At 64.2% G+C, this 25850-nt stretch carries 23 protein-coding genes and 1 tRNA gene; 20 read left to right on the forward strand and 4 right to left on the reverse strand.

Translation table 11 applies throughout. The features are described 5' to 3' along the window. Window positions 1-268: 268 nt before the first annotated feature. Window positions 269-1051, reverse strand: coding sequence for an SDR family oxidoreductase (locus tag VFO25_07040; GenBank protein HET9342653.1), 783 nt, complete (start codon window positions 1049-1051; stop codon window positions 269-271). Window positions 1052-1321: 270 nt separating this feature from the next. Here VFO25_07040 and hrcA point away from each other — a divergent pair, with 270 nt between their 5' ends. Genes hrcA through VFO25_07060 form a run of 4 tightly spaced genes read left to right on the forward strand, consistent with a single transcriptional unit; the run spans window position 1322 to window position 5114 of the window. Continuing rightward, the gene (hrcA, locus tag VFO25_07045; GenBank protein ID HET9342654.1) at window positions 1322-2338 is read left to right on the forward strand and encodes a heat-inducible transcriptional repressor HrcA; all 1017 of its coding nucleotides are present in this window, start codon (window positions 1322-1324) and stop codon (window positions 2336-2338) included. 28 nt (window positions 2339-2366) lie between these two features. Continuing rightward, window positions 2367-3500 (forward strand): molecular chaperone DnaJ, encoded by a 1134-nt coding sequence (gene dnaJ / locus VFO25_07050; protein HET9342655.1) that lies wholly within the window; start codon window positions 2367-2369, stop codon window positions 3498-3500. Beyond that, a complete protein-coding gene (locus VFO25_07055; GenBank protein ID HET9342656.1) occupies window positions 3497-4396 on the forward strand; it encodes a 50S ribosomal protein L11 methyltransferase in 900 nt (299 codons plus the stop codon). Before dnaJ ends, VFO25_07055 begins: the two co-directional genes overlap by 4 nt. 1 nt (window position 4397) lies before the next feature. Beyond that, on the forward strand, window positions 4398-5114 hold the full coding sequence (locus VFO25_07060; protein ID HET9342657.1) for an RsmE family RNA methyltransferase: 717 nt from the start codon (window positions 4398-4400) through the stop codon (window positions 5112-5114). Between the two features lie 79 nt (window positions 5115-5193). Here the strand turns inward: VFO25_07060 and VFO25_07065 are convergent, their stop codons facing one another. Then, window positions 5194-5883, reverse strand: coding sequence for a DUF4336 domain-containing protein (locus tag VFO25_07065; protein ID HET9342658.1), 690 nt, complete (start codon window positions 5881-5883; stop codon window positions 5194-5196). Window positions 5884-5949: 66 nt separating this feature from the next. Here VFO25_07065 and VFO25_07070 point away from each other — a divergent pair, with 66 nt between their 5' ends. The 8 genes from VFO25_07070 (at window position 5950) to VFO25_07105 (ending at window position 12805) form a co-directional block, all read left to right on the forward strand. Next, window positions 5950-6663 carry a polyprenol monophosphomannose synthase gene (locus tag VFO25_07070; GenBank protein HET9342659.1) on the forward strand — a complete coding sequence of 238 codons (714 nt, stop codon included), beginning with the start codon at window positions 5950-5952 and terminating at the stop codon, window positions 6661-6663. Window positions 6664-6668: 5 nt separating this feature from the next. Then, entirely contained in the window at window positions 6669-7514 is an 846-nt protein-coding gene (gene accD, locus VFO25_07075) for an acetyl-CoA carboxylase, carboxyltransferase subunit beta (GenBank protein HET9342660.1), read from the forward strand. Beyond that, window positions 7511-8488 carry an acetyl-CoA carboxylase carboxyltransferase subunit alpha gene (locus VFO25_07080; GenBank protein HET9342661.1) on the forward strand — a complete coding sequence of 326 codons (978 nt, stop codon included), beginning with the start codon at window positions 7511-7513 and terminating at the stop codon, window positions 8486-8488. The genes accD and VFO25_07080 overlap by 4 nt, the downstream gene beginning before the upstream one ends. Then, complete coding sequence (locus tag VFO25_07085) at window positions 8469-8867, forward strand: septum formation initiator family protein (GenBank protein ID HET9342662.1); 399 nt, start codon at window positions 8469-8471, stop codon at window positions 8865-8867. The genes VFO25_07080 and VFO25_07085 overlap by 20 nt, the downstream gene beginning before the upstream one ends. A 3-nt stretch (window positions 8868-8870) precedes the next feature. Beyond that, on the forward strand, window positions 8871-9308 hold the full coding sequence (locus VFO25_07090) for a hypothetical protein (protein HET9342663.1): 438 nt from the start codon (window positions 8871-8873) through the stop codon (window positions 9306-9308). A 43-nt stretch (window positions 9309-9351) separates the two neighbouring features. Next, window positions 9352-10224, forward strand: a complete 873-nt coding sequence (locus VFO25_07095) for a MurR/RpiR family transcriptional regulator (protein ID HET9342664.1) — start codon at window positions 9352-9354, stop codon at window positions 10222-10224. Between the two features lie 10 nt (window positions 10225-10234). Continuing rightward, the gene (locus VFO25_07100; protein HET9342665.1) at window positions 10235-11158 is read left to right on the forward strand and encodes a hypothetical protein; all 924 of its coding nucleotides are present in this window, start codon (window positions 10235-10237) and stop codon (window positions 11156-11158) included. A gap of 129 nt (window positions 11159-11287) precedes the next feature. Further along, window positions 11288-12805: a glycosyltransferase family 39 protein gene (locus tag VFO25_07105; GenBank protein HET9342666.1), complete on the forward strand. Its 1518-nt coding sequence runs from the start codon at window positions 11288-11290 to the stop codon at window positions 12803-12805. Between the two features lie 159 nt (window positions 12806-12964). Here the strand turns inward: VFO25_07105 and VFO25_07110 are convergent, their stop codons facing one another. After that, complete coding sequence (locus tag VFO25_07110; GenBank protein ID HET9342667.1) at window positions 12965-15694, reverse strand: TonB-dependent receptor; 2730 nt, start codon at window positions 15692-15694, stop codon at window positions 12965-12967. Window positions 15695-15918: 224 nt separating this feature from the next. On the opposite strand from VFO25_07110, the gene VFO25_07115 reads away from it, so the two are divergent. The 4 genes from VFO25_07115 to VFO25_07130 all read left to right on the forward strand — a co-directional run bounded on the left by VFO25_07115 (window position 15919) and on the right by VFO25_07130 (window position 21667). Next, window positions 15919-16824: a hypothetical protein gene (locus VFO25_07115; protein HET9342668.1), complete on the forward strand. Its 906-nt coding sequence runs from the start codon at window positions 15919-15921 to the stop codon at window positions 16822-16824. Continuing rightward, a complete protein-coding gene (locus VFO25_07120) occupies window positions 16824-19157 on the forward strand; it encodes an alkaline phosphatase family protein (protein ID HET9342669.1) in 2334 nt (777 codons plus the stop codon). The genes VFO25_07115 and VFO25_07120 overlap by 1 nt, the downstream gene beginning before the upstream one ends. A gap of 103 nt (window positions 19158-19260) precedes the next feature. Then, complete coding sequence (locus VFO25_07125; GenBank protein HET9342670.1) at window positions 19261-20175, forward strand: CVNH domain-containing protein; 915 nt, start codon at window positions 19261-19263, stop codon at window positions 20173-20175. Between the two features lie 226 nt (window positions 20176-20401). Beyond that, a complete protein-coding gene (locus VFO25_07130) occupies window positions 20402-21667 on the forward strand; it encodes a hypothetical protein (GenBank protein ID HET9342671.1) in 1266 nt (421 codons plus the stop codon). 49 nt (window positions 21668-21716) lie between these two features. On the opposite strand, the gene VFO25_07135 is transcribed toward VFO25_07130, so the two are convergent. Continuing rightward, window positions 21717-21800 (reverse strand) — tRNA-Leu (locus VFO25_07135). Window positions 21801-21918: 118 nt separating this feature from the next. Here VFO25_07135 and VFO25_07140 point away from each other — a divergent pair. The 4 genes from VFO25_07140 to msrA all read left to right on the forward strand — a co-directional run bounded on the left by VFO25_07140 (window position 21919) and on the right by msrA (window position 25692). Continuing rightward, window positions 21919-23007, forward strand: a complete 1089-nt coding sequence (locus VFO25_07140; GenBank protein HET9342672.1) for a molybdopterin-dependent oxidoreductase — start codon at window positions 21919-21921, stop codon at window positions 23005-23007. Between the two features lie 130 nt (window positions 23008-23137). Further along, window positions 23138-24169, forward strand: coding sequence for a hypothetical protein (locus VFO25_07145; protein HET9342673.1), 1032 nt, complete (start codon window positions 23138-23140; stop codon window positions 24167-24169). A 40-nt stretch (window positions 24170-24209) separates the two neighbouring features. Then, the gene (gene ygiD, locus VFO25_07150) at window positions 24210-24989 is read left to right on the forward strand and encodes a 4,5-DOPA dioxygenase extradiol (GenBank protein HET9342674.1); all 780 of its coding nucleotides are present in this window, start codon (window positions 24210-24212) and stop codon (window positions 24987-24989) included. A gap of 55 nt (window positions 24990-25044) precedes the next feature. Continuing rightward, window positions 25045-25692: a peptide-methionine (S)-S-oxide reductase MsrA gene (gene msrA, locus VFO25_07155; GenBank protein HET9342675.1), complete on the forward strand. Its 648-nt coding sequence runs from the start codon at window positions 25045-25047 to the stop codon at window positions 25690-25692. The last annotated feature ends 158 nt before the right edge of the window (window positions 25693-25850 follow it).

The raw sequence follows: 25850 nt of genomic DNA on the forward strand, positions 1-25850 counted from the left end.
GGCGGTCGACCGTAAAGGTCGACCGCTCCCCTATATCCTAGGCAAGGCCGCGGCGGTCGAGACAAATCTCGACCGCTCCCCTATATCTTAGGCAAGACCGCGGCGGTCGAGACAAATCTCGACCGCTCCCCTATATCTTAGGCAAGACCGCGGCGGTCGAGATAAATCTCGACCGCTCCCCTATATCTTAGGCAAGACCGCGGCGGTCGAGATAAATCTCGACCGCTCCCTTATCTCTGAGAAAGACGAAGATCGCTTCTCTTAGGATCTACGGCCAGCGGGAGTACTTCTCGAAGAAACCTTGCCAGCCGCCGCTGACCGTCAGCACAGCGCCGTTGACGAACGATGCTTCGTCGCTCGTCAAGAACGCAACCGCGTCGCCCACGTCTTCCCAGCTGCCGGGTCTCGTCGTCGGATTGCGATAGTCGCGGCGCTCCGACGCGGTCTTCCTGTCGGCATCCTTGTCTCTAATATCGCCCGGGTTGACGACGTTGCAGGTGATTCCGTACGGGCCTTCTTCGAGCGCAAGCGTCTTTACGAATGCGGTCAAGCCGGCCTTCGCCGCGACGTATGCCGAGAGGTGGCGAAAGCCTTGCGTCGACTCGCTGCCCGTCATGCCGAAGCAGACGATCCGACCCTGCCGCTGTTCCCGCATCACGGGCAACGCCGCGAGGATGGTCAAAAACGCGGAGGTGAGATTGCCGGAGATCATGTCGTCGAATTCTTTCGCCGAGGTGTCGATCGCGTCTTTGATCATCATCGGACCGACGCCGCACACGAGCGCGTCGATGCGGGCAAGGCGGCCATGAACGGCGTGGACGAGCGACGACGCGCCGGCCGCGGTCGTCACATCGGCTGGAAATGCGAAACACGTGCCGCCGGCAGCGCGAACTGCCGAAGCGGTTTCGTCGGCATTGGCTCCGTCGGGTCGATGCTGCGCAGCGATCGTGAACCCGCGCCGCGCCAGGGAAACGCATACACCGCGCATCAGTCCGCCTGCGCTGCCGGTCACAAGAGCGACGCGAGCGTGCGAACGGTCACGATCGATCATCGACGGCCGCATTTGTGAGCGAGCCGCGCGCGCCCTACCTCTTGAGATAGCTGGGATAGCCACGGCTAGACGCGGCGTCGGACAAGGTGGCCCCTCAACTTCCGGCGTAAAAGGCCGATTAGCACTCTAGGAGCACGATTGCTAATGGCGGACAGAGCTAACCCGGCACGAGGGGAAAAGCGGAGGCCGGCCCCCGCGCACGCGGCGGCCCAGGTTCCGCCCAGCACCCCGCAGTCGCCACCGCCGGACGAGCCACTCGCCCGGCGGCGCATGTCGATTCTCGGAACCGTCGTGTACGAATACATCGCGACGGGCGAACCGGTCGGCTCCGCCATGCTCACGCAGAAATACAACCTCGGAGTCAGCCCTGCGACCGTGCGTGCCGAGATGGCCTCGCTCGAAGACGAAGGCTATCTCGATCAGCCGCACACGTCGGCCGGACGCGTGCCATCGGATCGCGGCTATCGCTACTACGTCGATCACATCATGCTGCCCGAGGCGCTCTCAGCGGACGAGCGTGCGCGCATCCGCGCTGAGGTCGGGCAGGCAAGCCGGCAGCTCGACACCGCCGTCGACAAAGCGTCGCATGTCCTGTCGAATCTCACGAAGAGCATCGCGTTCGCGATCGCGCCGCGTCTGCGCAGTCAAGTGTTGAGCCACGTCCAACTGATCTCGGTGGCGAGCCACAGCGTCCACATCGTCCTCGTCACCGACCTCGGCCTCGCGGCGCAGACGACGGTCGATGTCGACGAGACCGTCGATGCCGACGGACTGGCACGCGCGTGCGAGAATCTCAACCGGCGCTTTGTCGGCCGGCCGCTGAGCGAGATCACGATCGACGACCTCGCCGCCACGTCGCGCGAGACGCCGCTGCCTTCGCAGCTCGTCCGCGTCCTCGCAGGCCTCTTCGCCGAGCAGGGCGAGACCGAGGTCGAGCGTCGTCTCTATGCGGGCGGCGCGAACAACCTGCTCGACCAGCAAGAGTTCCGCGACCTGCGCAAGCTTCGGGCCATCCTCGACCTCATGGAAGAACAGCGAACGCTGTACGCCCTGCTCCAGTCGTCGCTCGGGTCCGACGGGACTCGCGTGACGATCGGCAGCGAGCTCGGCAATGCCGACATGAGCGAGTGCAGCGTGCTGACGGTTCCGTATAAAGTGGGCGTTCGCAACGTCGGCGCGGTCGGCGTTCTCGGGCCGCGAAGGATGCACTACGCGCGACTCATCGCGCTCGTCAACTGCATGGCGGATAGCTTGAACGCGCTGTTCGCCGGCGAGTTCGACGACTGACGGCGGCGAGCGGCGGACCGAAGACATAGTGGCGACACATCGCGACCTTTACGAGATCCTCGGCCTTGCGCGCGGCGCGAGCGATGAGGATATCAAGAAAGCGTACCGGACGCTTGCACGCAAGCACCATCCCGACGTCGTCCGCGACGGCGATAAGTCGGCGGCCGAGACGAAGTTCAAAGAGATCAACGGGGCGTACGCGATCCTTTCCGATCCGCAAAAGCGGTCGCAATACGATCGCTTCGGCACGATCCCGGGCGCGGCCGGCCAAGGCGCAGGGGGCTTCGGCGCAGGCTTCGGCGGCGAAGGCATCGGCGACATCTTCGATCTGTTCTTCGGAGCCGCGAGCGCCGGCGGACGACGTCGAGCAGGTCCCGCACGCGGTGCCGACCTTCGCTACGACATCGAGGTCTCGTTCGAAGAAGTATTGAGCGGCGCGACGCGCCAGATCAAATTCACGCGCCCTGCGCGCTGCAACGCTTGCCGCGGGAGCGGATCGGCCGACGGTCACGCGCCGACGACGTGCCCCGAATGTCACGGTCAGGGTCAGGTGCGCGCAGTGCGGCAAACGCCGCTCGGCCAGTTCATGACGACCGGCACGTGCCTCAAGTGCGGCGGTACGGGTGGCGTCATCACGTCGCCGTGCAAGACATGCAAGGGCTCTGGTCGGCGCGACGAGCTGCAGCAGGTCGAAGTGAAGGTGCCGGCGGGCGTCGATGAAGGATCGCGCGTCCGCTTCCAAGGTCTTGGCGAAGCGGGCGAGCGCGGCGGCGCGTACGGCGATCTGTACGTCTACATCAATATCAAGCCGCACGACATCTTCGAGCGCGACGGGCCGGACCTCCATTGCGACACGGCGATCTCGTTCACGCAAGCGGCGCTCGGTGCGAAGCTCGAGCTCGAAGCGCTCGACGGCACCGCGACGATCGATCTGCCGGCCGGCACGCAGAACGGCACGACCTTCCGCATCGGCGGCCGCGGCCTGCCGAGGATGCAGCGCGGTGCTCGGGGGGATCTCATCGTCAACGTATTCGTCCGCGTGCCGAAGAAGCTCAGCCGCAAGCAGCGCGAGCTGCTCGAGGAATTCGCGCGCGCCGGCGGCGAGGAGTCGGAGGATCGCGGCTTCTTCAAGCGCGTCAAAGAAGCGTTCGGCGGCGAATGAAGTGGCGGCGCCTGACGTTGCGCGTCGGCGCTGCAGCCGTCGAGCAGGCGAACGCGCTGCTCGCCGCGGCGACCGGGGCGCAAACGTCGGTCGAAGAGATCGCCCCTCGCGGCGGATTCGGATCGGACGCCGAAAGGCGTCCGTCGCATTTCCGCGTCGCCGCCTACGTCAGCGGCGAGCGCGCGGCGCACGCGGAAAGAGCGTTGCGGGCTGCGCTCGCGCGGGCGCGGCGGCTGCGACTCTTCAAAGGCGTGCGCGCATCTGCGGCGACGGTGCGTGACGAGGATTGGGCGACCGGTTGGAAGCGCTACTACAAGCCGCTGCGAGTTGCGCGCGATGCGTTTGTCGTTCCGTCGTGGCGGCGCGATTTCACGCCGCCGCGCGGAGCGCGAGCGATCGTCCTCGATCCCGGGATGGCATTCGGCACGGGGCAGCACGCGACGACGAAAATGGCTCTCGATCTGCTGCTCGAGCGAGTTCGCCCGGGTGCGATCGTCATCGACGTCGGCTGCGGCTCAGGCATCCTCGGCATCGCCGCGGCGCAACGTGGTGCTCGCGTCTATGCATGCGACCAAGACTTGATCGCGGTCGCCGCGACGCGCGAGAACTTCCGCGCGAACGGTGTCCGCGCGGCGGCAGTGAAGCGCGCCTCGGGGATCCCGAAGACGTTTCCGCGCGCGATTCTTGTCGTCGCGAACATCACCGCCGACGTCCTGGAACCGCTGGCGCCCGAACTCGTTGCCGCGCTGCGCAAAGGTGGCTCGCTCGTCACGAGCGGCGTGACTCGACGCGGGCGGCGCACGCTCCTCGATGCATTCGCGCGGCGCGGACTGCGTCTCGACGTCGAGCGCCGCAGCGGCGAATGGTTCGCATTCGCGCACGTGAAAGAGCGCTGAGATGAGCGCCCCGCGTTTTTTCGTCGACGGCCCCGTCACGGCCGGCGCCACCATCGCGCTCCGTTCGGATGACGCGCATCATGCCTCGCACGTGCTGAGGATGCGCGCGGATGCGCCGATCGTCGTCGTCGCCGCCGGCGTCGCATGGGATGCCGTCATGGCGACTGCCGACTGCAAGACGGCCCATATACTTCGTCCGTCGCCGGACAGCGGCGGCGACATCGGGATCGACGTCACGGTATTGCAAGCGCTCATCAAAGGTGCGAAGTTCGACGACGTCGTCGAGAAATGCGTCGAGCTCGGCGCGAGTCGCATCGTACCGATGCGATGCGAGCGGAGCGAATCGGATGCGTCGGCGCACAAAGTCGATCGGTGGCGGCGCATCGCGCGCGCGGCCGCGCAGCAGTCGCGGCGGAATATCGTGCCGGCGGTCGACGACGTGCGATCGTTTGCCGAAGCGGTGTCAGCCATCGGGGTGCCGCTCCTCGTCGCATCGGAGCGCGCTCCAAAAGGTTCGCTCGCCGATGCGCTCCGCGCACACGCCGGCTCGACGGCTTTGGCGATCGCGGTCGGCCCGGAGGGAAGCTTCAGCGACGCTGAGCTCGCCGCCGCCAAGAATGCTGGTGCTGAATTCGTGTCGTTGGGGCCGGCGATCTTGCGGACGGAAACCGCAGCCGCTGCGTTGCTTGCGGCGATCGCCTCAGCACGCGTCTGGTAAGCCGAGCTTCGCTCGGCCTACTACGCTCCGCAAGGGCAAGGCCGCGGCGGTCGAGATAAATCTCGACCGCTCCCCAGATCTATAATCGCAACCGGTCGACGGCCGAGGCGAAGGCCGTGCGCGCATTTGCGAGGATGTTGTCACCATGGCCGACGATGAGCCGGTCGAAGTCGAGCGCTGCGATTCGATCGAGCTGCGATCGCAAGCGTCGCTTGTCGCGTGTGACGATAGGATAGAACCACGGGATGAACGGCCCCGATCTCGCACCCATGAGCGCGAAGAACGTGTTCGTCGGAAACGGCAGATCGGGCCCCACGTTAACGACCAGATCCGCGACGACCAGCGTCTTGCTCGGACGGTGCAAGAGGACGAACTCGTCGAGCCACACGTTGAGACCGTCGACCGCGATGATCTCGACGTCTACATCGACGTCGCTCGACTCGGACAAGCTGCGCACGTTTGACAGGCCTGCCGCCTTGCGCGCAAGGTCTGGTGCGACGAAGAGTCGAGCATCGGGATACGCGTCCGCCCACGCGCGCAGGTAGAGATCGTGCCACCAGCTCGGCCAAACGATCGTCGAAACGCGGCCGAGCGACTCCAAAGCGTCGCGCGTCGCATCGTCGACCTTCGCGGGCGAGTGGACGATCAGTCCGCCATCATGTTCGCGCATCACGGTCACCGCGTGCGGAAACTCGAGCGCACCGAAACGATACTGCGCGCGATGGCACCAGAGGCCGTCAGCTATCTGATCGAACATCGATATTCGCATTCAACGATAATCGGCGGCACCCGTCATGGAAGGTCGACCGCTACATGGGACAGAAGAAGAAGCCACGTGTCAAACGGTCATACCGTTTCCGTCGTCATCCCGACATATAATGAAGCCGGTGGGATCGAGCGGCTCATCGCCGGCCTGACGGATGTCTTCTCCAAAGCCACCATCAAAGGCGAGATCGTGATCGTCGACGACAATTCGCCGGACGGTACCGGCGCGCTCGTCGATGGTCTCGCTTCGAAGTTTCCGGTGCGCTGCGTCCACCGCGCAGGCAAGCTCGGTCTGTCGTCGGCCGTCATCGACGGATGGGCGACGTGCACGTCCGATATCCTCGGCTGCATGGACGGCGACTTCAGCCACGATCCGTCGATCATACCGGAACTCGTCGGCAGCATCGAGCGCGGCGAGTGCGAGCTCGCGATCGGCAGCCGTTACGTCAAAGGCGGCGGCATCACGAACTGGCCGCTGCGCAGACGCATCACGTCGAGCGTCGCGATCTCGCTCGCGAAACCGTTGACGCCCGTGAAGGACATCACGTCCGGTTATTTCTTCTGCAAGCGATCGGTTATCGACGGCGTCAAGCTCGATCCGATCGGATTCAAGATCGGGCTCGAAGTCATCGCGAAAGGGAAGTATCAGAAAGCGAAGGAAGTGCCGTACGTCTTCACAGATCGCACGCACGGCTCGAGCAAGCTGAACAGCGGCGAGATCTTCAACTACCTCAAGCAGCTGCGCAAGCTCTATTTCGGCGACCGCAACGGAAGGCGAGGGTAAACGCCGTGGCGCCAACACCGAACTGGCTGCGACGCCGCGCTCCGAAACCGGAAGCGTCATCCGACCCGTTGTGGGTCGTCTGCCCCGAGTGCAACGAGCGGGTCTACAAGAAGGACCTAGCCGAGCGCTTGTTCGTCTGCCCCAAGTGCGGCCATCATTTCCGGCTCGGCTCGCTCGATCGCGTCGCGCTGCTCGCCGACGGTGACTTCCACGAGATCGGCGCCAACCTCGTCACAGGCGATCCGTTGCAGTGGGTCGACCGGATGCCGTATCCGCAGAAGACCGCGCAAGATCGTTCGAAGTCCGGCATGCTCGAGAGCATCGTCGTCGGCACATGCCGAATCGGCGGCATCGACGTCGGGCTCGGCGTCATGGATTTCGCTTTCCGCGGCGGCACGATGGGCAGCGTCGTCGGCGAGAAGATCGCGATGCTGCTCGAAGAGTGCGGACGCCGCAAGGTGCCCGCGGTCCTCGTCTGCGCATCGGGCGGCGCACGCATGGAAGAAGGCGTCATCGCGCTCATGCAGATGGCGAAGACGAGCCTCGCCGTACAGCGGCTCGGCGCGCTCGGCGTGCCCTTCGTCACGGTCCTCACCGATCCGACGACGGGCGGCGTCTCCGCATCGTTCGGATTCCAAGCAGACGTCATCATCGCGGAGACCGGTGCGGCTATCGGCTTCGCAGGCCGGCGAGTCATCGATCAGACGATCCGTCAGAAACTGCCCGAAGGCTTCCAGTCGGCCGAGTTCTTGCTCGAACACGGTCAAGTCGACATGGTCGTGCGGCGCACCGAGCTCAAGGGCTGCCTCACGAACGTGCTCCGGTTGCTGACGATGAAGGTGCCGGCATGAACGTCATCGTCGAACTCGAGAAAGAAGTCACCGAGCTCGAAGCCATCTTACGCGACCTCAAGAATCGTCAGCGGGAGACGCAGGGCGTCGACCTGACGCCGAAGATCCGCGAGCTCGAGGAGAAGACGCTCGAGCTCAGAGCTGAGATATTCGGCAACCTCACGCCGTGGCAGCGCGTCCACATGGCGCGCCATCCGAAACGACCGCTCGCGCTCGACTACATCTCGCGGCTCGACGATTTCGTCGAACTGCACGGTGACAGGACGTATCGCGACGATCCGTCGATCGTCGCGGGCCTCGGCGTGCTCGGTGGGATCCCGATCTGCGTCATCGGCGAGCAGAAAGGCCGCGACACGAAGGAAAATCTCTATCGCAACTTCGGCATGCCGCATCCCGAAGGCTACCGAAAGGCGCAGCGCATCATGCGCCTCGCCGAGAAGTTCCACCGTCCGCTCGTCACGTTCATCGATACGCCCGGCGCATATCCGGGCATCGGAGCCGAAGAGCGCGGTCAATCGGAAGCGATCGCGACATCCCTGAAGCTGCTCGCGGGTCTGCGAACGCCCGTCGTCGTCAACGTCACGGGCGAGGGCGGCAGCGGCGGTGCGCTCGCGATCGGGCTCGGCGACCATATCGTCATGCTCCAGCACTCGATATATTCGGTCGCATCGCCCGAACCCGCCGCCACGATCCTCTGGCGCGACGCGACGAAGGCCGAAGAGGCGGCAAAACGCTTGCGCCTGACGTCGGACGACCTCTTCGAGTTCGGCATCGTCGACGAGATCATCGACGAGCCGCTCGGCGGCGCGCAGCGCGACCCGGATGGGACGATCGCGAAAGTACTCGATGCGGACCGGCGCGCGATCGATCGCCTTATGAAGCTCGACGCCGAAACGCTCCTCGACCGCCGTTATGAGAAGTACAGGAAGTTAGGCTCGCACACGGAGCTCGTGCATGACCGCGCGGCGCGGTAGCCTTCGTTTCAAGATCAAGCGCATCGCCGCCGAGCGCGTCGGCACTGCGGCGAAGCCGCCCCGTTGGCGCAAACGACTCATCCTCTGGACCCGGCTCGGATCGCGGCTTGTCGTCGGCGCAGCGGTGCTGGCGCTCGCAGGCGCATTCGGCGCCCAGACGTATCGGATCGCCGCCGAGAACTATCGTCTGCACGTCCAGGTCGACGACGTCGAACGTCGCAACACGGCGCTCTCCGCCGATGCGGCGCGGATGCAGAAGCAGATCGTCTTGCTCCACGATCCGGACTACCTCGTTCCGCTCATCCACGAACAGCTCGGGCTCGTGAAGCCGCACGAGGTCTTCATCGTCGTAGCGCCGGCACCGGCCTCGCCGAAGTAACTCGTGATCGTCCGCGGCACCGTCCTTCACTGCAGCCGATTCGGCGCGGTCGTCCGGCTTGAGGACGGACGTCTCGCGCTTTATCCCTCCGACGAGCCGGGCATGTCGTCGGTGAGGCGAGCATCGTCCGGCGGCCGACGGCCGCAATTCCCGTTCGACGTCGACGACACGTCCGCTCGACGCGTTCGCCTATCGCTTGCTCCGTCGACGGACCAGATGGGCGACGAGCCCCGACGTGTCGACGCGCCGGCGTCGTCGTCGCTCGAACAGAAGATCATCGACTATCTCCGTCAGACGGCGGAGTGGGACCCTCGCGCGTCGCAGGCGCCGGCCGTTCGCGGCGACGAACGACCGAGGGCCAACCGTCTGCTTCCGTTCGAATTGCGCGCGCGGCGTCAATATAGGGACTCGGCGGAGCGGCCTAAGCGGCGCAAGCGTTAGCGTGAGCGGGGGTCGACAGGCCCGCTCGTGGAACTTCTCGCTTGTGACATCGACGCACGTGGAGGCGGTCAGCGTCCCCGGATGCTTCATACGCATCGACGGGGTCTATTCCGCGCTGCGCACCGCCGAAAAACGCGTCGCCGATTACATACGCGCGCATCCGGAGGAGCTCATCCACTTCACCGTCACCGAGCTCGCCGATGCGACGCAAACGAGCGAGTCGACAGTAGTCCGGCTTTGTCAGAAGCTCGGTTACAAAGGTTATCAGGAGTTCAAGATCATGCTCGCGCGCGACCTCGTGTCGCCCGCGGACACGATCTTCGAGGCGATCGCGCCGTCCGATCCGATCGACGTCCTCAAGACGAAGGTGTTCCAGGCGAACATCCAAGCGCTGCGCGACACGATCGAGGTGCTCGACGACGCGATGCTCGCGCGCGCGGCTGCCGCGATCCGCTCTGCCGGCAAGATGGACATCTACGGCATCGGCGGCTCGAGCTCGATCGCGTTCGATGCCTATCACAAGTTCCATCGCATCGGCATCGCGTGCATCGCACATTCCGATACCGACATGATGGCGACCTCGGCGGTGCTTCTCGCGCCGGGTGACGTCGCGCTCGGAATCTCGCATACCGGTTCGAGCCACGACATCGTCGAAGCGATCCGGCTCGCGAAAGAAGCGGGTGCGACGACGATCTGCATCACGCACAACGCGACCTCGCCGATCACGCGGGTCTCCGATATCGCGCTCTTCACTGCAGCGCGCGAGACCGCGTTCTCGAGCGACGCGATGACGAGCCGGCTCGCGCAGCTGTCAATCATCGACACCGTCTACCTCGCGGTCGCGTTGGCCGACTACGACAAGTCGCTCGCGCTCATCCAGAAAACGCGCCGCGCATCAGCCGCGAAGCGCTACTGACGGAACGTCCTTGCCCATTACGCGTTATGCCGTCATCTCCGTCGGCACGAACTCATGCCGTCTGCTCATCGCCGTGCGCGGTGCTGACGGCGTCTTGCGCCCCGACTATCACGAGACGCGCGGTACGCGGCTCGGCGAGGGCGTCGACGAGACGAGTGCGTTGCGGCCCGATGCAATAGATCGGACTCTGGCCGCCGCGCGCGACTACGCCTCCCTTGCGAGGGGCTCGGACAAGATATTCGGCATCGGCACGAGTGCGCTGCGCGACAGCTCGAACCGGCGCGAGTTCACCGACCGCTTCGAGTCCGTCGCCGGCTTGAAGCTCGAACTGCTCGGCGGCGACGAAGAGGCGTCGTGTTCGTTTGCCGGCGCCCTCGCGGGACTGCGCGCAAGCGGGATCGATGTGCCTGCGAAGATCAGCGTCGTCGACGTCGGAGGCGGGAGCACGGAGATCGCCACGCGCGCTCGCGAGAAGGAAGAACCGCGTGTCCGGTCGTTGCAGCTCGGCGCCGTGCGGCTCACAGAATCTTCGCTCGCCGGCGATCCGCCCGGGCCGGCCGACATCGAGCGCGCGCGCCGGGTCATCCGAGCCGAACTCGCCGGCCTGCCGGATGACGTGAGGCCGAACGGCGCCCTCGTCGCTGTCGGCGGCACGGCGACGACCGCCGCCCGCATGCTTCAAGCGCTTGACGATTCAACGGGCTCAGGTGTAGCGACGATCGCGGCGGCGGATCTCTCAGCGCTTCTGAAGGCCGTACTCTCGATGCCGACGCGAGAGCGAATACGGATGCGCAATCTGCCCGCACAACGCGCGGACATCTTCCCCGGCGGGATGCTCATCATCGACGAGGTCGTGCGCGAGGCGGGCGTCGCGTCGCTCGTCATCACCGATTCCGATCTCTTGCTCGGCTACATCGTACGTCACACGCCGTAGGGTGGAGCGGTCGAGCTTTAGATTGGAAGGTGGGGGGAGCGGTCGAGATTTATCTCGACCGCCGCGGCCTGACCCTGGGCAGGTGCGCGACCGATCGATGCCCTACGTTCGCGGCGTGAGGCTCGCGCGATGAGCACGACGGCCGGATCGCGTTACACGTTTCCGATCGCCGCTGCTTTGTTCACCTTCATCCTGCACGCGCTTGGCAACCCGCACTACGGGTTCTTCCGAGACGAGCTCTACTTCATCATGTGCGGACGGCACCCCGACTGGGGTTACGTCGATCAACCGCCCGTAGTACCTCTGCTCGGCGCCGCATCTCAAGCGCTCGGGACCTCGCTGATCCTGTTGCGCCTCGTCCCCGCGTTCTTCGCAGCCGCGAGCGTCTACGTGACGTGTACGCTGGCGCAAGAACTCGGCGGCGCACTTTTCGCGCAGATCGTCGCCGCCGTCGCGGCATGCCTCGCGCCCGTGCTCATGGGCTTAGGCTCGCAGCTGGATCCCGACGGGGTCGGGCTGTGGCTCTGGCCGCTCGCGGCCCTCTTCATCGTGCGGATGGTCAAAGGAGAGTGCCCGCGGCTGTGGCTTGCCGTCGGGGCTCTTTTCGGCGTTTGCTTCGAAAGCAAGTACAGCGTCGCGTATTTCATCGCCGCGCTGATCGTCGCGATGCTTCTCACCGGCGAGCGTCGGTTGCTGTGGTCGAAATGGTTCGCCGGCGGCGTGGCGCTCGCCGCGCTCATCGCTCTGGCGAACTTTTTGTGGCAGGCCGCCCACGGTTTTCCGATCGTCGAGCTGCTGAGGAACGGACAGCTCGGCAAGAACGTCATGTTGACGCCGCTGGAGTTCATCGGACAGCAGTTCGTGCTCATGAATCCGGTCCTGTCGCTCGTATGGCTGGCGGGTCTCGTGTGGCTGCTGCTGAAGCCCGCCTATCGTTTCCTCGGACTCACATACGTCATTCTCATGCTGTTGATGGCTGCATCGCATGCGAAGTCGTACTATCCGGCCGATGCCTATCCGATTTTGATAGCAGCCGGAGGAGCTGCGATCGAATCGTGGACCGAGCGTGCGCGACTCGCGCGGCCGCTCGCTGCCGCCGTGTTTGTCTTGGCGGGCGCCGTATTCGTTCCGTTCGCGATGCCGGTTCTTCCCGAGCAATCGTTCATCGCCTATTCCAACTCGGTGTATCGAGCGCTCGGGGCCGATCAAAGCGCGATGAAGACCGAGAATCACGCCCTCGGTTCGCTGCCGCAGGACTACGCAGACATGCACGGTTGGCCGGAACTAGCGGCGACCGTCGCGCATGTCTACGACGAACTGCCGCCGGCCGATCGTGCGAAAGCGGTCGCCTTCGCGCAGAACTACGGTGAGGCTGCGGCGATCGAATTCTTCGCGCCGCGCGTGCCCGTCGTCAGCGGGCACAATCAATATTGGCTGTGGGGGCCGCGCGGGCATGACGGCAGCGTCGTCATCGACGTCGCGGGCGACTGCGGCGCGAAGCAGCACCTGTTCGCAAGCGGGGTGAAAGCGGCGACGTTCTCGGCGCCGTACGTCATGCCGTACGAGGACGGAATCCCGATCATGGTCTGCCGCGGGTTGAAGATACCGATAGCCACCCTGTGGCTGAGTCTCAAGCACTACGAATGAAAGGCCGTGGCGGTCGAGCTAAAGCTCGACCGCTCCCTAATCTCCAAAAAGGCCGCGGCGGTTGAGCTAAAGCTCGACCGCTCCCTAATCTCCAAAAAGGCCGTGGCGGTCGAGCTAAAGCTCGACCGCTCCCTTATCTCTAACAAGAACCGCGGCGCTCTATCTGATCTTGGTCGTGTAGTGGATCTCGAACGTCCTGTACGGCAGGTGGAATAGCTCCGTTGCACCGGCGCCGAAGTATTGCTGATAATCCGACGCTTGGGCGAAGTGATTGAGCGGGAGCGGTACTCCCAACCCCACCATGTTGCGGAAGTCGGCGTCTTGGTTGAACAGATTGTCGAAGTCGACCGAAACCGTCGAATTGCCGAGCGGTTTTGATATGTCCAAATTCGAGTATGAATATGCAGGCAAGTTGTTGGAATTGTTCACGGAGTAGTGGTACGTGTCGATCCGCGCTTCGAGCGATCCCCCGAACGTGTAGTCGAAGGAGTACGAGTACTTGTGGAGCGGCACGTTCGGCAGCTGCGAGCCGGGGATGAAGAAGAGCGATCCGCCGTCAGCCGGATTGACGAGCGACGGGTCGTTCGACTGCAAGAAGCTCGACTGCGTGTCGTACGAGTAGTCGGTGAAGAAGCGCGTCGACCAGCGCTGGCGCCCGGTCAGCTCGATACCGCGCGCGACCGTGTGGCCGATGTTGACGTTGCCGCTCACGCCGAGCAGCGCGATCGCCTGCTGCAAACTCAGACCCGGGCACTGCGTCTGGATCACGTTCGCGTACGGCGTCGGATCGAAGCCCGGCAAGCTGACGCTGGAAAGCGGCGCCGTCGTGCCGTAGATCTGGCCGAAGAGGTTCGTACTGTAGAGAGTCAGCTGAGCGGTCGAATCGCTGGAGAACCTGTGACCGTAGCTCGCCTCTTCATCCGTGGCCTGTTCGGGCTTCAGGGCCGTCGAGGGCGTGTTGCCCACGGAGTTCAGGGCCGAACATGAGACGCCGCCTCCGGAGAACGCTCCGACCGACGCGGGTGAGAACGGCTGGTCGAGCATGTCCGGCGTCGGCTGGGTCGACGTACGTCCGATTGCCACACGATAGACGTCGCTCGGCTTGTTGAGGACGAAGGCGATTCGCGGATCGACGTACGACGTGTTCGTGATCGTCGAGTGCTTGAACCACGTATTGAGGTACGTCGTCAGATCGCTGGCGGGCGCGTGATACGCGTCGCGCAAGAAGAACGCGGTATCGTGCGTGATCGGCCCAGCCTCGGTGAACGCCGGCGTCGATGTCGGCGTATAGTTCCGGTACAGAGACGCGGTGTTCTCGTAGAAGAAGCCGAACCCGAGGTCGTTCGCCGTCGCGTCGATATCGTCGGACACGGACATTCCGGAATTCGTGTCGTTGTTGACGTACCAGAACGGGCTGCCGTACGGCAATGCGAACGTCCGGTCGTAGTTGTGGTGGTAGATATTTCCGAACGTATCGATCACGAAGCTATTGTTGCCCGCGCTTTTGTCGTACTTGAGATCGTAGTCATCGCTATGGTACGCCTGCCACGCGGGGCCGGCGCCTTGATAGCCGTAATTCGCGAGCGCGAACGATTGAGGCGTCTGGCACTTACTGCCTCCGTCGGGCTGGCCGTTAGGCCCGAAGCCCGGCGTTCCGCCGCCGTTACCCGTTTGGACGGTGAACTCGTTCGGATTGCCCTGGTTGCATGAGTCGGTTCCCGACTGGATCGCCGATTGAAGGTTCGCTTCACCGGACGCTAACTCGACCTGGTACGGCAGATAGTCGTTGTCGCCGTTGCCGGTCTTGTTATCCCATTCCGCGCTCCCGAGCACGTCGGCCGTGAGGTGCGAAGTCTCGCTGAAGTTGTAGCGAAGCTTTGCCAGCGCACTCCGATTGATGAAGCCGGTATCGTCGACGTACACACCGAGCGCGCGTACCGCGGGGTCGGTCGCGTACTGGTCGTAGGCGGCCGACGCCTGATACATCGAGTCGTTTCTTATAGGCCCGTCGAGTCCCTGAGTGCCGAGGGCAAACGCATAACCGAGCTTTCCACCCGGCTGCGTTCCTGTGGCCTGGATCGAAGTCGCCAGCTTATCCCACGTGCCCCACGACTGGCTGACAGTGATCTGCGGCGTCACCGTCGGATCGAGCGTCTCCATGTTGACGACGCCGCCGATCGCGTCGATACCGTACAGATCGCTTCCGCCCGAGCCGTAGAACACGTCGACGGCACGCAGACCGAAGACCGGCGACAGTTCGAAATTGAAGTTAGATCGCGGGCCCATCGGGTGGCCGTCGATCATCGCGAGCGTCTCAAAGCTGCCGATGCCCCGGATATTGAGCGAGGTGTCGTCACCAGGTTGTGCGACATTGCTTCCGACGACGCCCGGCAGTTGCTGTAGGTAGTCCGACACCCTGTAGAACCCTTGCTGCTGCAAAGGTTCGGCGGACACGGCTTTGTAGATGAGCGACGCCTTTTGCAGCGTCGCGGACGCGTGGATGGTGGTCACGCCGAGCACACGAGTGCTCTGCGATAGACCCGAGCCGCGCTGCAGAGAGAGGGTCAGCGGAGCCTTTGGGAGTCCCACGTCGACGTGGAACGGCTCCGACTCTGTCGTCACGTATCCGTTCAAATACATCAAGAGGTTGTAGTAGCCCGGCATGAGGCCGGTCAACTGGAAATCGCCCTGCTTGTCGGACGTCGAAGCCGTGATCGTCGGTCCCTCGGTCTGGACGAGAACGCCCGAAAGCGCCAGGCCCGTGGCGGCATCAATGATTTTCCCGCTCACGGTGCCGGGCGCTGCGGCGCTCGCGCTGCCGAAACCCGCTACGAATAATGAAAGGCATGTCAAAAGGCCGATGATCACCGGCGCCTTCGATGGTTGCATAGGATCGGTACTCCCTTTCACCAGATGGTCCAGATGGTCGCGCCAAACGGCGCAGTCCGCCCCGTACTGTGCTCGAGTCAATCGTGACCCTTGCGCCTTTAGACCAAGTGATAAGAACATTAAGAAGCCTTTAGATAGCTTAATACTGGTGGAGAGGCGCGCGAGCAGACGCTGTCGGAATCGCTCCATGTTTTGCGCCTACGTCAAAGAGGAGAACTACGACGATGCCGATCGTTCCGGCGCTCCCGCCGCACCAGATCCCGATCGTGAGCCATTTCGACTACGTGACGGTCGACGCCGAGAGGCGGCGGATCTACGCCGCGCATTCAGGCAGCAACAGCCTGACGGTCGTCAATGCCGACTCCGGCGCAGTGCTGGGTCAAGTCGAGACGGGGAGCGTCCACGGCAACGCCGTCGATGAGACGACCGGCGACGTCTTCACCGGCGACGGCGATTCGGGCACCGTTTCCGAGGTCGACCCGGCGAAGATGACCGTGCTCAACAGCATCGACATCGGCCACCCGATCGACGCGATCGCCTACGATCCGAAGACGCATCGGATCTTCGCGGACGAAGACGGCGGCACGCGCGTGTTCGTCGTCGACGCGCGCTCGTTCAAACTCGTCGGCACCGTGACGATCCCAGGGCACGACCTCGAATATCTCGCGGTCGACCCGGACCGGCCTATCCTCTACCAGAACATCCCCGATCACGACGAGTACATCGAGATCGACACGCAGTCGCTCGCGATCGTCAAAGTCGTGCAAACGCCGGAGTTGACGAAGAACCATCCGCTGCAGTTCGACGCCGAATATCGAGAGGTGGTCGTCGGCGGCAAGAACGGCGTGCTCTCGGTCTACGGTGCAGACGGCGCGAAGATCGGCCAGACGAGCATGCCCAGGGGAGTCGACCAATGCGACCTCGATCAAGGCACGCACGTTCTCGCATGCGCGGGCGACGGCAAATTGTGGACGGTGAAGATCGAGAAGGGCGCAGCGCCGCACCTTATGAGTGAAGTCGATACGGGCCACCCCATCCACACGGCCGCCGTCGACCCGAAGACCCACCGCATTTGGACGGTCTGGGCCGGACCGAACGGCGACTTCGTCCAGGCTTTCGAGGAACGCTGATGGCAAGCCGATTCATCCGACTGCTCGGCCACGCGCGCTGGTTCGCGGCCCTTTTGCTGCTGCTCGCGACTACGCCGCTTCGAGCCAACGCACTCGGCATGTTGCCGGACGGCCGAATCGTCACGCCGGCAGGCTTCACGATTCCCGTTGAAGGCTTCGCGTCATCGGAGGCGCTGTCGCCCGACGGCAGATGGCTCGCGGTGCTATCGCAGGACGGCGGCGCGGTCGACGTCATCTCGACGGGTGAAGACGCTCGGCTCGTCGATCGTCTGCCGACGCCCTTCGCGAGCGGCATGACGTGGACGAGCGACGGGATCTACGTGACGCGCGGCTACACCGGACTCGTCACTCGTTACACGTATTCGCCCGATCTCTCGCAGGACGCGCCCGCGTTCACCAAACGAGATGATCTCCACGTCGGCGGGCTCGTCAACGGCGTCAGCGAAGACCCGGCGACGCATCGACTGATCGTCGCGCGCACGGCGCTTCGCGAAGTCGACGTCATCGACGATGTCACCGGCAACGTCCTTCGCCGGCTCCATGCGAGTGGGCAGCCGTTCTCCGTGGGCCTCAGCGGCGGAACGATCGTCGCGACGCTCTACGACAGCGACCACGTCGATCTATTCACAAGCGCCTCGACCTCGCCGGTGCGCGTCGCAGCCGGCCCGCATCCCACCGCGCTGCTCATCAGCGGCGGTACCGCGTTCGTCGCGAACGCCGATGGACACACGCTGAGCGCGATCGGCGTCCAGACGAGATCCGACCGCACGATCGATCTGACGCTCGGCTCCGATCCGTATGCCGGCCAGACGCCGTCGGGCATGGCGATCTCGGATGATGGCCGCCAGCTTTTCGTCACGGAATCGGGCTTCGACGACGTCGCTATCGTCGACGTCGCGAGCGGCAAAGTCACCGCGCGCATTCCGACCGGATGGTATCCGATGGCGGTGCTCTACCGGAACATCTCGACCATCGACGATGATCCTCGACTTAAACCGCAGCTCTGGATCCTGAGCGCGCAAGGCTTCGGCCCGCAGCCGAATCCGGGAAGCGAGTGGAACGGCTGGTATACCGGAATCGTCCAGCACCTGATCGTCGATCCGACCCAGCTCGCCGCTTGGACGAGAACCGTAGCGCAAGACAACCACTTCGACGTCGCGACGGGGCGAGCGACGCTCCCGCCGGTCAAGCACGTCGTCTTCATCGTCGAGGAGAACAAGCACTTCGACGAAGTGTTCGGCGACGAACCGCGCGCCGACGCGGACCCGACGCTCCTGCTCTACGGCCGCAAGTTCACGCCGAACGCGCACGCGCTCGCGGAGCGTTACGTGATGTTCGACCGCTTCATGGGCAACGGACAGGCGAGCATCTACGGCCACTCGTGGACGACGCAGGGCTTTGCGAACGACTACCTCCAGCGCAACGCGCATACGCCCGACGATCCGGCGTCGAAGACGGACTGGCGCGTCCCCTACTCGATCTGGCCCTACGCGCGAGCGGGCGAGGACACGTTGACCCCCGCGCAGATGGACTTCGACTGGTTCCGCGATCTTACGGCGCTGCCCGGCGGACCGAGAACGAACGTCTCGGCCATCTTCGGTCCGCGCGGCGAACTGATCGACGAGTTGCAGCGCAAAGGTGTTTCGTATCGCGTGTACGGCGAACAGATGACGATGCGCGCGGACGGCCGCATCGACGCGGGTTTGCCGCAGCACGCGGATACGGAGTACCCTGGAGCGCACATCGACTTCTCCGTGCTCGACACGCAACGCGCCAAGCTCTTCCTCGCCGACGTCGCGGCCCACGGTCTTGCTGCGTACTCCTACGTGACACTGCCCACCGATCACACCGCGGGAGCGAAGGCCGGGTTCTACACGCCTGCCTCGTACGTCGCGAACAACGACCTCGCGCTCGGCGAGATCATCGCCGGGTTGTCGAAGCGCGCGGATTGGCGCGACACGGTCGTCTTCGTCACGATGGACGATCCCCAAGGTACGGGCGATCACGTCGACTCGCATCGCATGCCGGCGTTCGCGATCGGGCCCTATATGCGCCGCTCGTACGTCGATGATACGCGCTACGACATCCCATCGATCCTCAGGACGGTCGAGCTTTTCTACGGTCTCGCACCGCTCAACATGTACGACGCCGAGGCGACGCCGATAACCGCTGCGTTCGCGCAGGCGCCGGATGTGTCGGCCTACAGCGCGATCCCGAGCAACATCCCGGTGACGAAGAACCCAGGCAAAGCCGCTAGTCTATGGATGGACCTCGATGGGCCTGATTCGGCTCAGATTCCGGCGCAAGAGTGGGCCTCGGTGAGGGGCCACTAGCGGGGTCGCGGTCACGTTTCGGCCTGTTTGGAACCGAGCGGGCATCCGGTTCGTTTTCAGCCTAGCCAGGGTGGGAAGACTTAATATCGGAGGACGAAACACAATGCGAATTGCTGGAATTCTGGCGTTCGCAGCCGCGGCCACTATGTGGCTTGGGCTGCAAGCGCCGGCCTCGGCGGCGACACAAATACCGCCAGGCAGCTACCGCGAGTCATGTACGAACATCTCGAGCAACTTCGGCGTCGTCAACGCGACGTGCCCGGACGTCAACGGCACGATGCACCAGGCGAGCCTCAACTATGCGCGCTGCCCGGGTAGCCAGGTCGCGAACAACAACGGCACGCTCGTCTGCGGTGCGGGCGGATACAACATCGGCCGCACGTTGCCCGGCGGATCGTGGCGCGCGTCGTGCAAGGACGCGAGCAAGACGAACGGCACGCTGTTCGCCACCTGCGACAACGGCCACGGCGGTTGGACGAATACGTCGCTCAACCTGAACGCCTGTCCGACGCGGCTCGTCGGCAACAACTTCGGCAGTCTCTTCTGTGCCGGCGACGCGAACGGGGCTTACCTGCCGCCGGGCCAGTGGCGCACCTCATGTCGCGACGCGCGTGAAGACGGCCGCTTGATCTACGCCGACTGCGATGACGGGCGCGGCAACTACCATCCGACTTCGGTCGACACCGGAGTGTGCCCGCGCACCGAGATCATCAACACAGCGGGCCGTCTCTATTGCATCAACCATCCGGGCAACGGGAACCATTACGGCAACGGTAACGGGAACGGCCACGACAACGACGACCGCTATGGCGCTACGCTGCCGCCGGGCAGCTGGCGCACGTCGTGCCGTAACGGATACATCGCGAACGGCGTGCTTCACGCGCAGTGCCAGAACGGCAGCGGCTCCTGGGTGGCGTCGACCATCGACCTGCGCGCCTGCAATGGACCGATCGGCAACGTGAGAGGCAACCTCGTCTGCTTGGGCAAGCACGGCGACGGGGACAACGACAACCACTAGACCAGACCGCGGCGGTCGAGCGTAAAGCTCGACCGCTCCCATCCTCAAGACGCGGCGGTCGACCATATAGAGGTCGACCGCCGCATTTTTACGCGCGCATGGCCGGCGGCGCGTCAGTGGGCTATGGTAGGGTTTCCACCCATACTACGGGGTCCGTGGCGGTTCTATGATGACAGGGCAGGCCGCTCAAAGCGGCGCCGCTTTCGCATATGAAAGGAGCCATTCGATGAGTCGCAACGTCACGGCCGTGCCGCGAGGCACGGGTTCTAACATACGGTCCTGGTCGCTCGGCATTGTCATAGCGATGCTGCTCGCGTCCAGTCCGGCAGCAGCGAGCGCGTCTTACCAGATAGCGCCATATTCGCGCCCGGCGTTCGGGTCGGCGCAAGGCATGTCTTCATTCACGGCGTCCCCATTTGCGACGTGCAAGTGGCACATCGTGACCAGCCCCAACGCGCAAGCCGACAGAAACGTGTTCAACGCCGTTGCGGCAACATCCGCACGTAACGCGTGGGCGGTCGGACGGACGCTCAATCCAAACGACGGCTCGATTCAGCCGGTCGCGGCACATTGGAACGGCACCGCATGGTCGCTCGTGGCGACTCCGAGTGTGGCGTCGGCGAATCTGTTCGGGGTGAAGGCCATATCCGCAACGGATATATGGGCGGTCGGCACGTTCTACGATCCATCGGTGGGGCAGCTCCAATCGCTCGCCGAGCATTGGAACGGCACGAGCTGGACCATCGTGGCGACTCCCAACGTCGGCGGCTCAACCAACCTTTTCAACGCGGTGGTGGCGAACTCGACAAACGACGTTTGGGCCCTCGGCTTCTCCGTTGACACCTCCAACAACCGCAACACGTTAGCCGAGCATTGGGATGGATCGACTTGGAAAGTCGTCCCCACTCCGATCTTCACCAGCACGGACTACACGCTCACGTCGGGAGTAGCGAACTCGCCGACGAACGTGTGGGCCGGCGGGGCTATCAACTGTCAAACCGGCAGCTGCCAGACGCTGAGCGAGCGCTGGAACGGCTCGAAATGGAAAGTTGTCCCTTCGCCAAACGTCAACAGCCTCTCGAATCCGATCAATGCGATGTCGTCAAACGGCAAGAGCGATATGTGGGCCATCGGCGACTTCTATACTGGCAGCACGTTCGACACCCTTGCGGAACACTGGAATGGAACGAGCTGGTCGATCATATCGAGCCCGAACACCGCCTTTACGGCACTGATCGGCTCGACGGCCGTGAACACCAGCGACGTGTGGGCCGTCGGCTACTACCTGAACGGATCGATCTATCAACCATATTCGATGAACTGGAATGGATCCGTCTGGGCGACGGTGTTTCCGGTGCCGGTGCCGACCATTGGCGGCTACCTCACCGCGACAGCAAAGATCCCGGGCTCTACCAACGTTTGGGCAGTCGGCGCGTCGTTCAACTCGAATGGCTCGCCGCACCTCACGCTGATAGAGAAGTTTCACTGTTGAATCGAGAGGGTCGCATCAGAAGATGCGACCCTTAGTACAAGATATGGAGTGGGCGCGGCGGGGGTCGAACCCACATGGCCTTGCGGCCAACGGATTTTAAGTCCGTCGCGTCTGCCTATTCCGCCACGCGCCCGTCAACGCCGTCGTTATGGAAAGCGTCGCGTGCCGCCTCCCGCTAAGGTCGCAGCGCGCTTCCCGCACGTCGACGGCAAGGCCAGGACAGGCGCGAGACGCGCGGTGAACAAGCGGTCGTGTCGATCACGAGCAGCGGGTCGAAGCAGATCATCCGGACGACCGACCCGCTCAACAGCGAACCGCCCCTCGGCGAGCTCGTCCGCGACGTCATCACGCCCGTCGAATGGTTCTACGTCCGAACGCACGGCACGATTCCGGCGATCGATGAAGACCGCTTCGTGCTCGAGGTCGACGGCGCCGTCGAAACACCGCTGCGACTCACGATGCGCGATTTGCGCTCGAAGTTCGAGAAGTCGACGGTCATGGCAGCATTGCAGTGCGCCGGCAATCGACGTACTGAGATGATAGCGATCGCGCCGGTGCCGGGCGAAGTCGAGTGGGGATCGCAGGCGATCGGCAACGCGACGTGGTCGGGTGCCCGCCTGGGCGATATTCTGCGCGCCGCGAGCCCGACGCCGGAGGGCCGTCACGTCGCGTTCCTCGGCGCCGACGAGATCGAGAAATACGGTGAGATCATCGGTTTCGGCGCCTCGATCGAGACCGAGAAGGCGACGGCGGATGAGACGCTTCTCGCGTACGAGATGAACGGTCTGCCGCTCGATGCGATCCACGGGTTTCCTTTGCGGAGCATCGTGCCCGGGTTCATCGGTGCGCGTAGCGTGAAGTGGCTGACGAAAATCACCGTGCAAGCGGCGGAATCGACCAATTACTACCAGGCGAAGTCGTACAAGGTCTTCCCGCCGGATGTCCGCGCCGAAACGGCGGATTGGACGTCGGTGCCGGCGATCGAGGCGGTCGCGCTCAACGCGGTCATCTGCAGCCCTACTGACGGTGCGACGCTCGCGCAGGGTCCGACGACGGTCGCCGGCTACGCGATCGGCGGCGGCGGTGCTCCCATCGAGCGCGTCGAAGTCTCTACGGACGGCGGCGCCACGTGGATGCGTGCCGACCTGCTCGGCAGACCACAGATGTGGGGCTGGACGTTGTGGCGAGCTCGCGTCGATCTTGCGACCGGCGACCGCGAAATTGCCGCTCGCGCCAGAGACGCGCAGGGCAACGAGCAGCCCTCGGACCCGGCAGAGCTCTGGAATTTCAAGGGCTACAATTTCAACGCCCGGCACAAGATCCTCGTCGGCGTGAGGTAGCGCTCGGCGTCCGAGCGCTTCTCATACGAACCTTCCGTGAAGCGGTAACGCGTGCAGGACGTTCGGCACCTCGCCGGCGGGACCGCTCGCACTACGTTTGAAAATGCCGCTGCGGGATAATGACTCGCAAATGAAGGTCACTCTCGGCACGCGTGATCGCGATCTCGAAGCGGCGCGGGGCGAGCGATTCGTCGACTTTCCGCGACGGCTCGACATGGCGATGTATGACGAAGCGGTCGAGCAGTACGGCCGCGCCGTCAAGTCGCGAGCGGTGGCCGTCTATCGCGGCGGACGTGTACGATTCCCCGGATTGTCCGATATCGACTTGCTCGTCGTCGTCGACGATCAGCCCGTTTGGGATAACGAGGAATATTTCTCCCCGTTCGTCCGCTTGCCGCGACGTTACCACGAGCTGTTCCATCACCGGCCGCATTTCGTTCCGCGGTCGTGTATCGACGCGCTGGCGTACAGCACGTTCGCCTACACCTCAAAGGCGGCCGCACACGGCGGCGTCGACGATGCCGGTTTCAGGCGGCAGCTCGTCGTCGGCGATGACGTCGTGCCGAAGACCTGGCCGATGCCGAACTACTCCTGGTATCTGTGCAGCCTCTTCGAGACGGCGATCACCGCGCGGTTGCGGTTCGATCATTTCCGAGCGTCGCGGCAGCGCAGTGTGCGGCGTCTAGCGTCGATGGCGGCGACGTTCCGCTTTCCTCTTCGCCAGCTCGACGAGCTGAGCGGCACGTCGTACGAAGGCTCGTACTCGGCGATCATCGACCGTGCCCGCGCTGAACTGCTCGAAACGGGCGGCGATGTCCAAGCAGCCGCGGACGTTCTCCTCACGCTCTACGAGGCGACGCTCTCGGGGTTCGAACGCTCGATCGGCGAACTCGCGAACGCCCGCCAGGGCGAGCCCGCTGTCCACGCGGCGCGCGAGATCCTCGCCGCGCGTCGAGTCCTCCCCGCCATCGAACCGTCATACCTGGCATCGAGACGCGACGCGATCCACACGTATTTCGATCGCCTCCGCCGCACGAAGATCTCGGGGTTGACGATCTTCGTCCGCGAGCCGTATCGGGCCGAGGTCCAGCTGTACCGCCAGCCGCTCTGGGTCGGCCGGACCGCGACGGCGCTGCGGACCGCCATCGACGCGCTCGGATAGCAGGCGCACGACGCCACGCGCGACGTATTGGTCGCGCATCGTGAACGGACAGAACCGGATGCCTGCCGTGTTCATCGGCCACGGCAGCCCGATGAACGCGATCGAAGACACGCCGTACAGCCGCGCGTGGCGCGAGCTTGGAGTGGCGCTGCCGCGGCCACGTGCGATCCTCTGCGTCTCGGCGCACTATTACCGCCGTGGTACTGCGGCGACTGCAAACGAGCGGCCGCGGACCATTCACGACTTCGGAAACTTTCCACGCAAGCTCCACGAAATGCGCTACCCCGCGCCAGGTGATCCCGAACTGGCAGCCGAGGCAGCTCGTCTTCTCGCACCGACGGCCGTCGAGCTCGACGAGCGCTGGGGGCTCGATCACGGCGCATGGTCCACACTCGTCCACATGTATCCGAACGCCGACATCCCCGTCGTCGAGCTCTCCGTCGATGAAGACAAAGCACCCGACGAGCATTTCAATCTTGGCGCGAAGCTCGCTCCGCTGCGCGAGCGCGGCGTTCTCGTCATGGCGACGGGCAACGTCGTCCACAACCTCGAGTACTTCAACCCGAACATGTCGGGCGCATACGATTGGGGGCAGCGTTTCGATGGGTACATCCGCGCAGCGCTCGAGGCAAACGATCGCGCGGCGCTCGTCGGATACGAACGTCATCCGGACGCGGCGCTCGCCGCTCCGGACCGCGATCACTTCCTGCCGATCCTCTACATCGCGGGCGTCCGCGCCGCTGATGAGCCGCTAAGCTGGGTCGTCGATGGCGGCCTCGAACTCGGTGCGGTCTCCATGCGCGCGTTCCGCGTCGGTTGATGCGCTGCCGCCGACGCATCCAATTCGCCCTACTATACGTATCCAGGGTATGAAGATGAAGAACTACGCTTTCGGGTCGGCCTTCCTCATCGCGGTGATCGCGACCGTCGTCCATTTCGGCACCGCTTCCGGAGCGACGGCAGCGCCAAGCCCGACCACGGCGCCGAAGGGTTCGCAGCAGCTTGTCCTCGCCGGCGGGTGCTTCTGGGGGATGGAGGCGGTCTTCGAGCAGCTCAAAGGCGTATCGAGCGTTGTCGCCGGCTACTCCGGCGGTGCGTCCGACACGGCGCACTACGAGATGGTGAGCACCGGCGAGACAGGTCACGCCGAGTCCGTCCGGATCACCTTCGACCCGACGCAGATCTCGCTCGACCAGCTCTACGACGTGTTCTTCAATGTCGCGCACGATCCGACCGAGCTCAACCGCCAAGGTCCGGACGAGGGATCGCAGTACCGCTCGGTGATCTTCTACGCCGACGACGCGCAGAAGAACGCGGCCGAAGCGTACGTCAAGCATCTCGAAGCCGCCAAGACGTTCGGCTCGCCGATCGTCACGCAAATCGTTCCCCTGCGAGCCTTTTATCCGGCCGAGGACTACCACCAGCACTTCGTCCAGAACCATCCCGACTATCCGTACGTCGTCTTCAACGACTTGCCGAAACTGAAGCACCTGCGCGAGCAGTACCCGCAACTCGTCAAATAGGTCCGTAACGTCGAGCTCGCATTAAGGCGAGAGGGGAGCGGTCGAGATTTATCTCGACCGGAGACGAGCTTGCACTTGCAAGGCCGCGGCGGTCGAGCTAAAGCTCGACCGCTCCCAGATCTATAAGGCAAGGCCGCGGCGGTCGAGCTAAAGCTCGA

Source organism: Candidatus Eremiobacteraceae bacterium (assembly GCA_035710745.1).
Classification (GTDB): domain Bacteria; phylum Vulcanimicrobiota; class Vulcanimicrobiia; order Eremiobacterales; family Eremiobacteraceae; genus JANWLL01.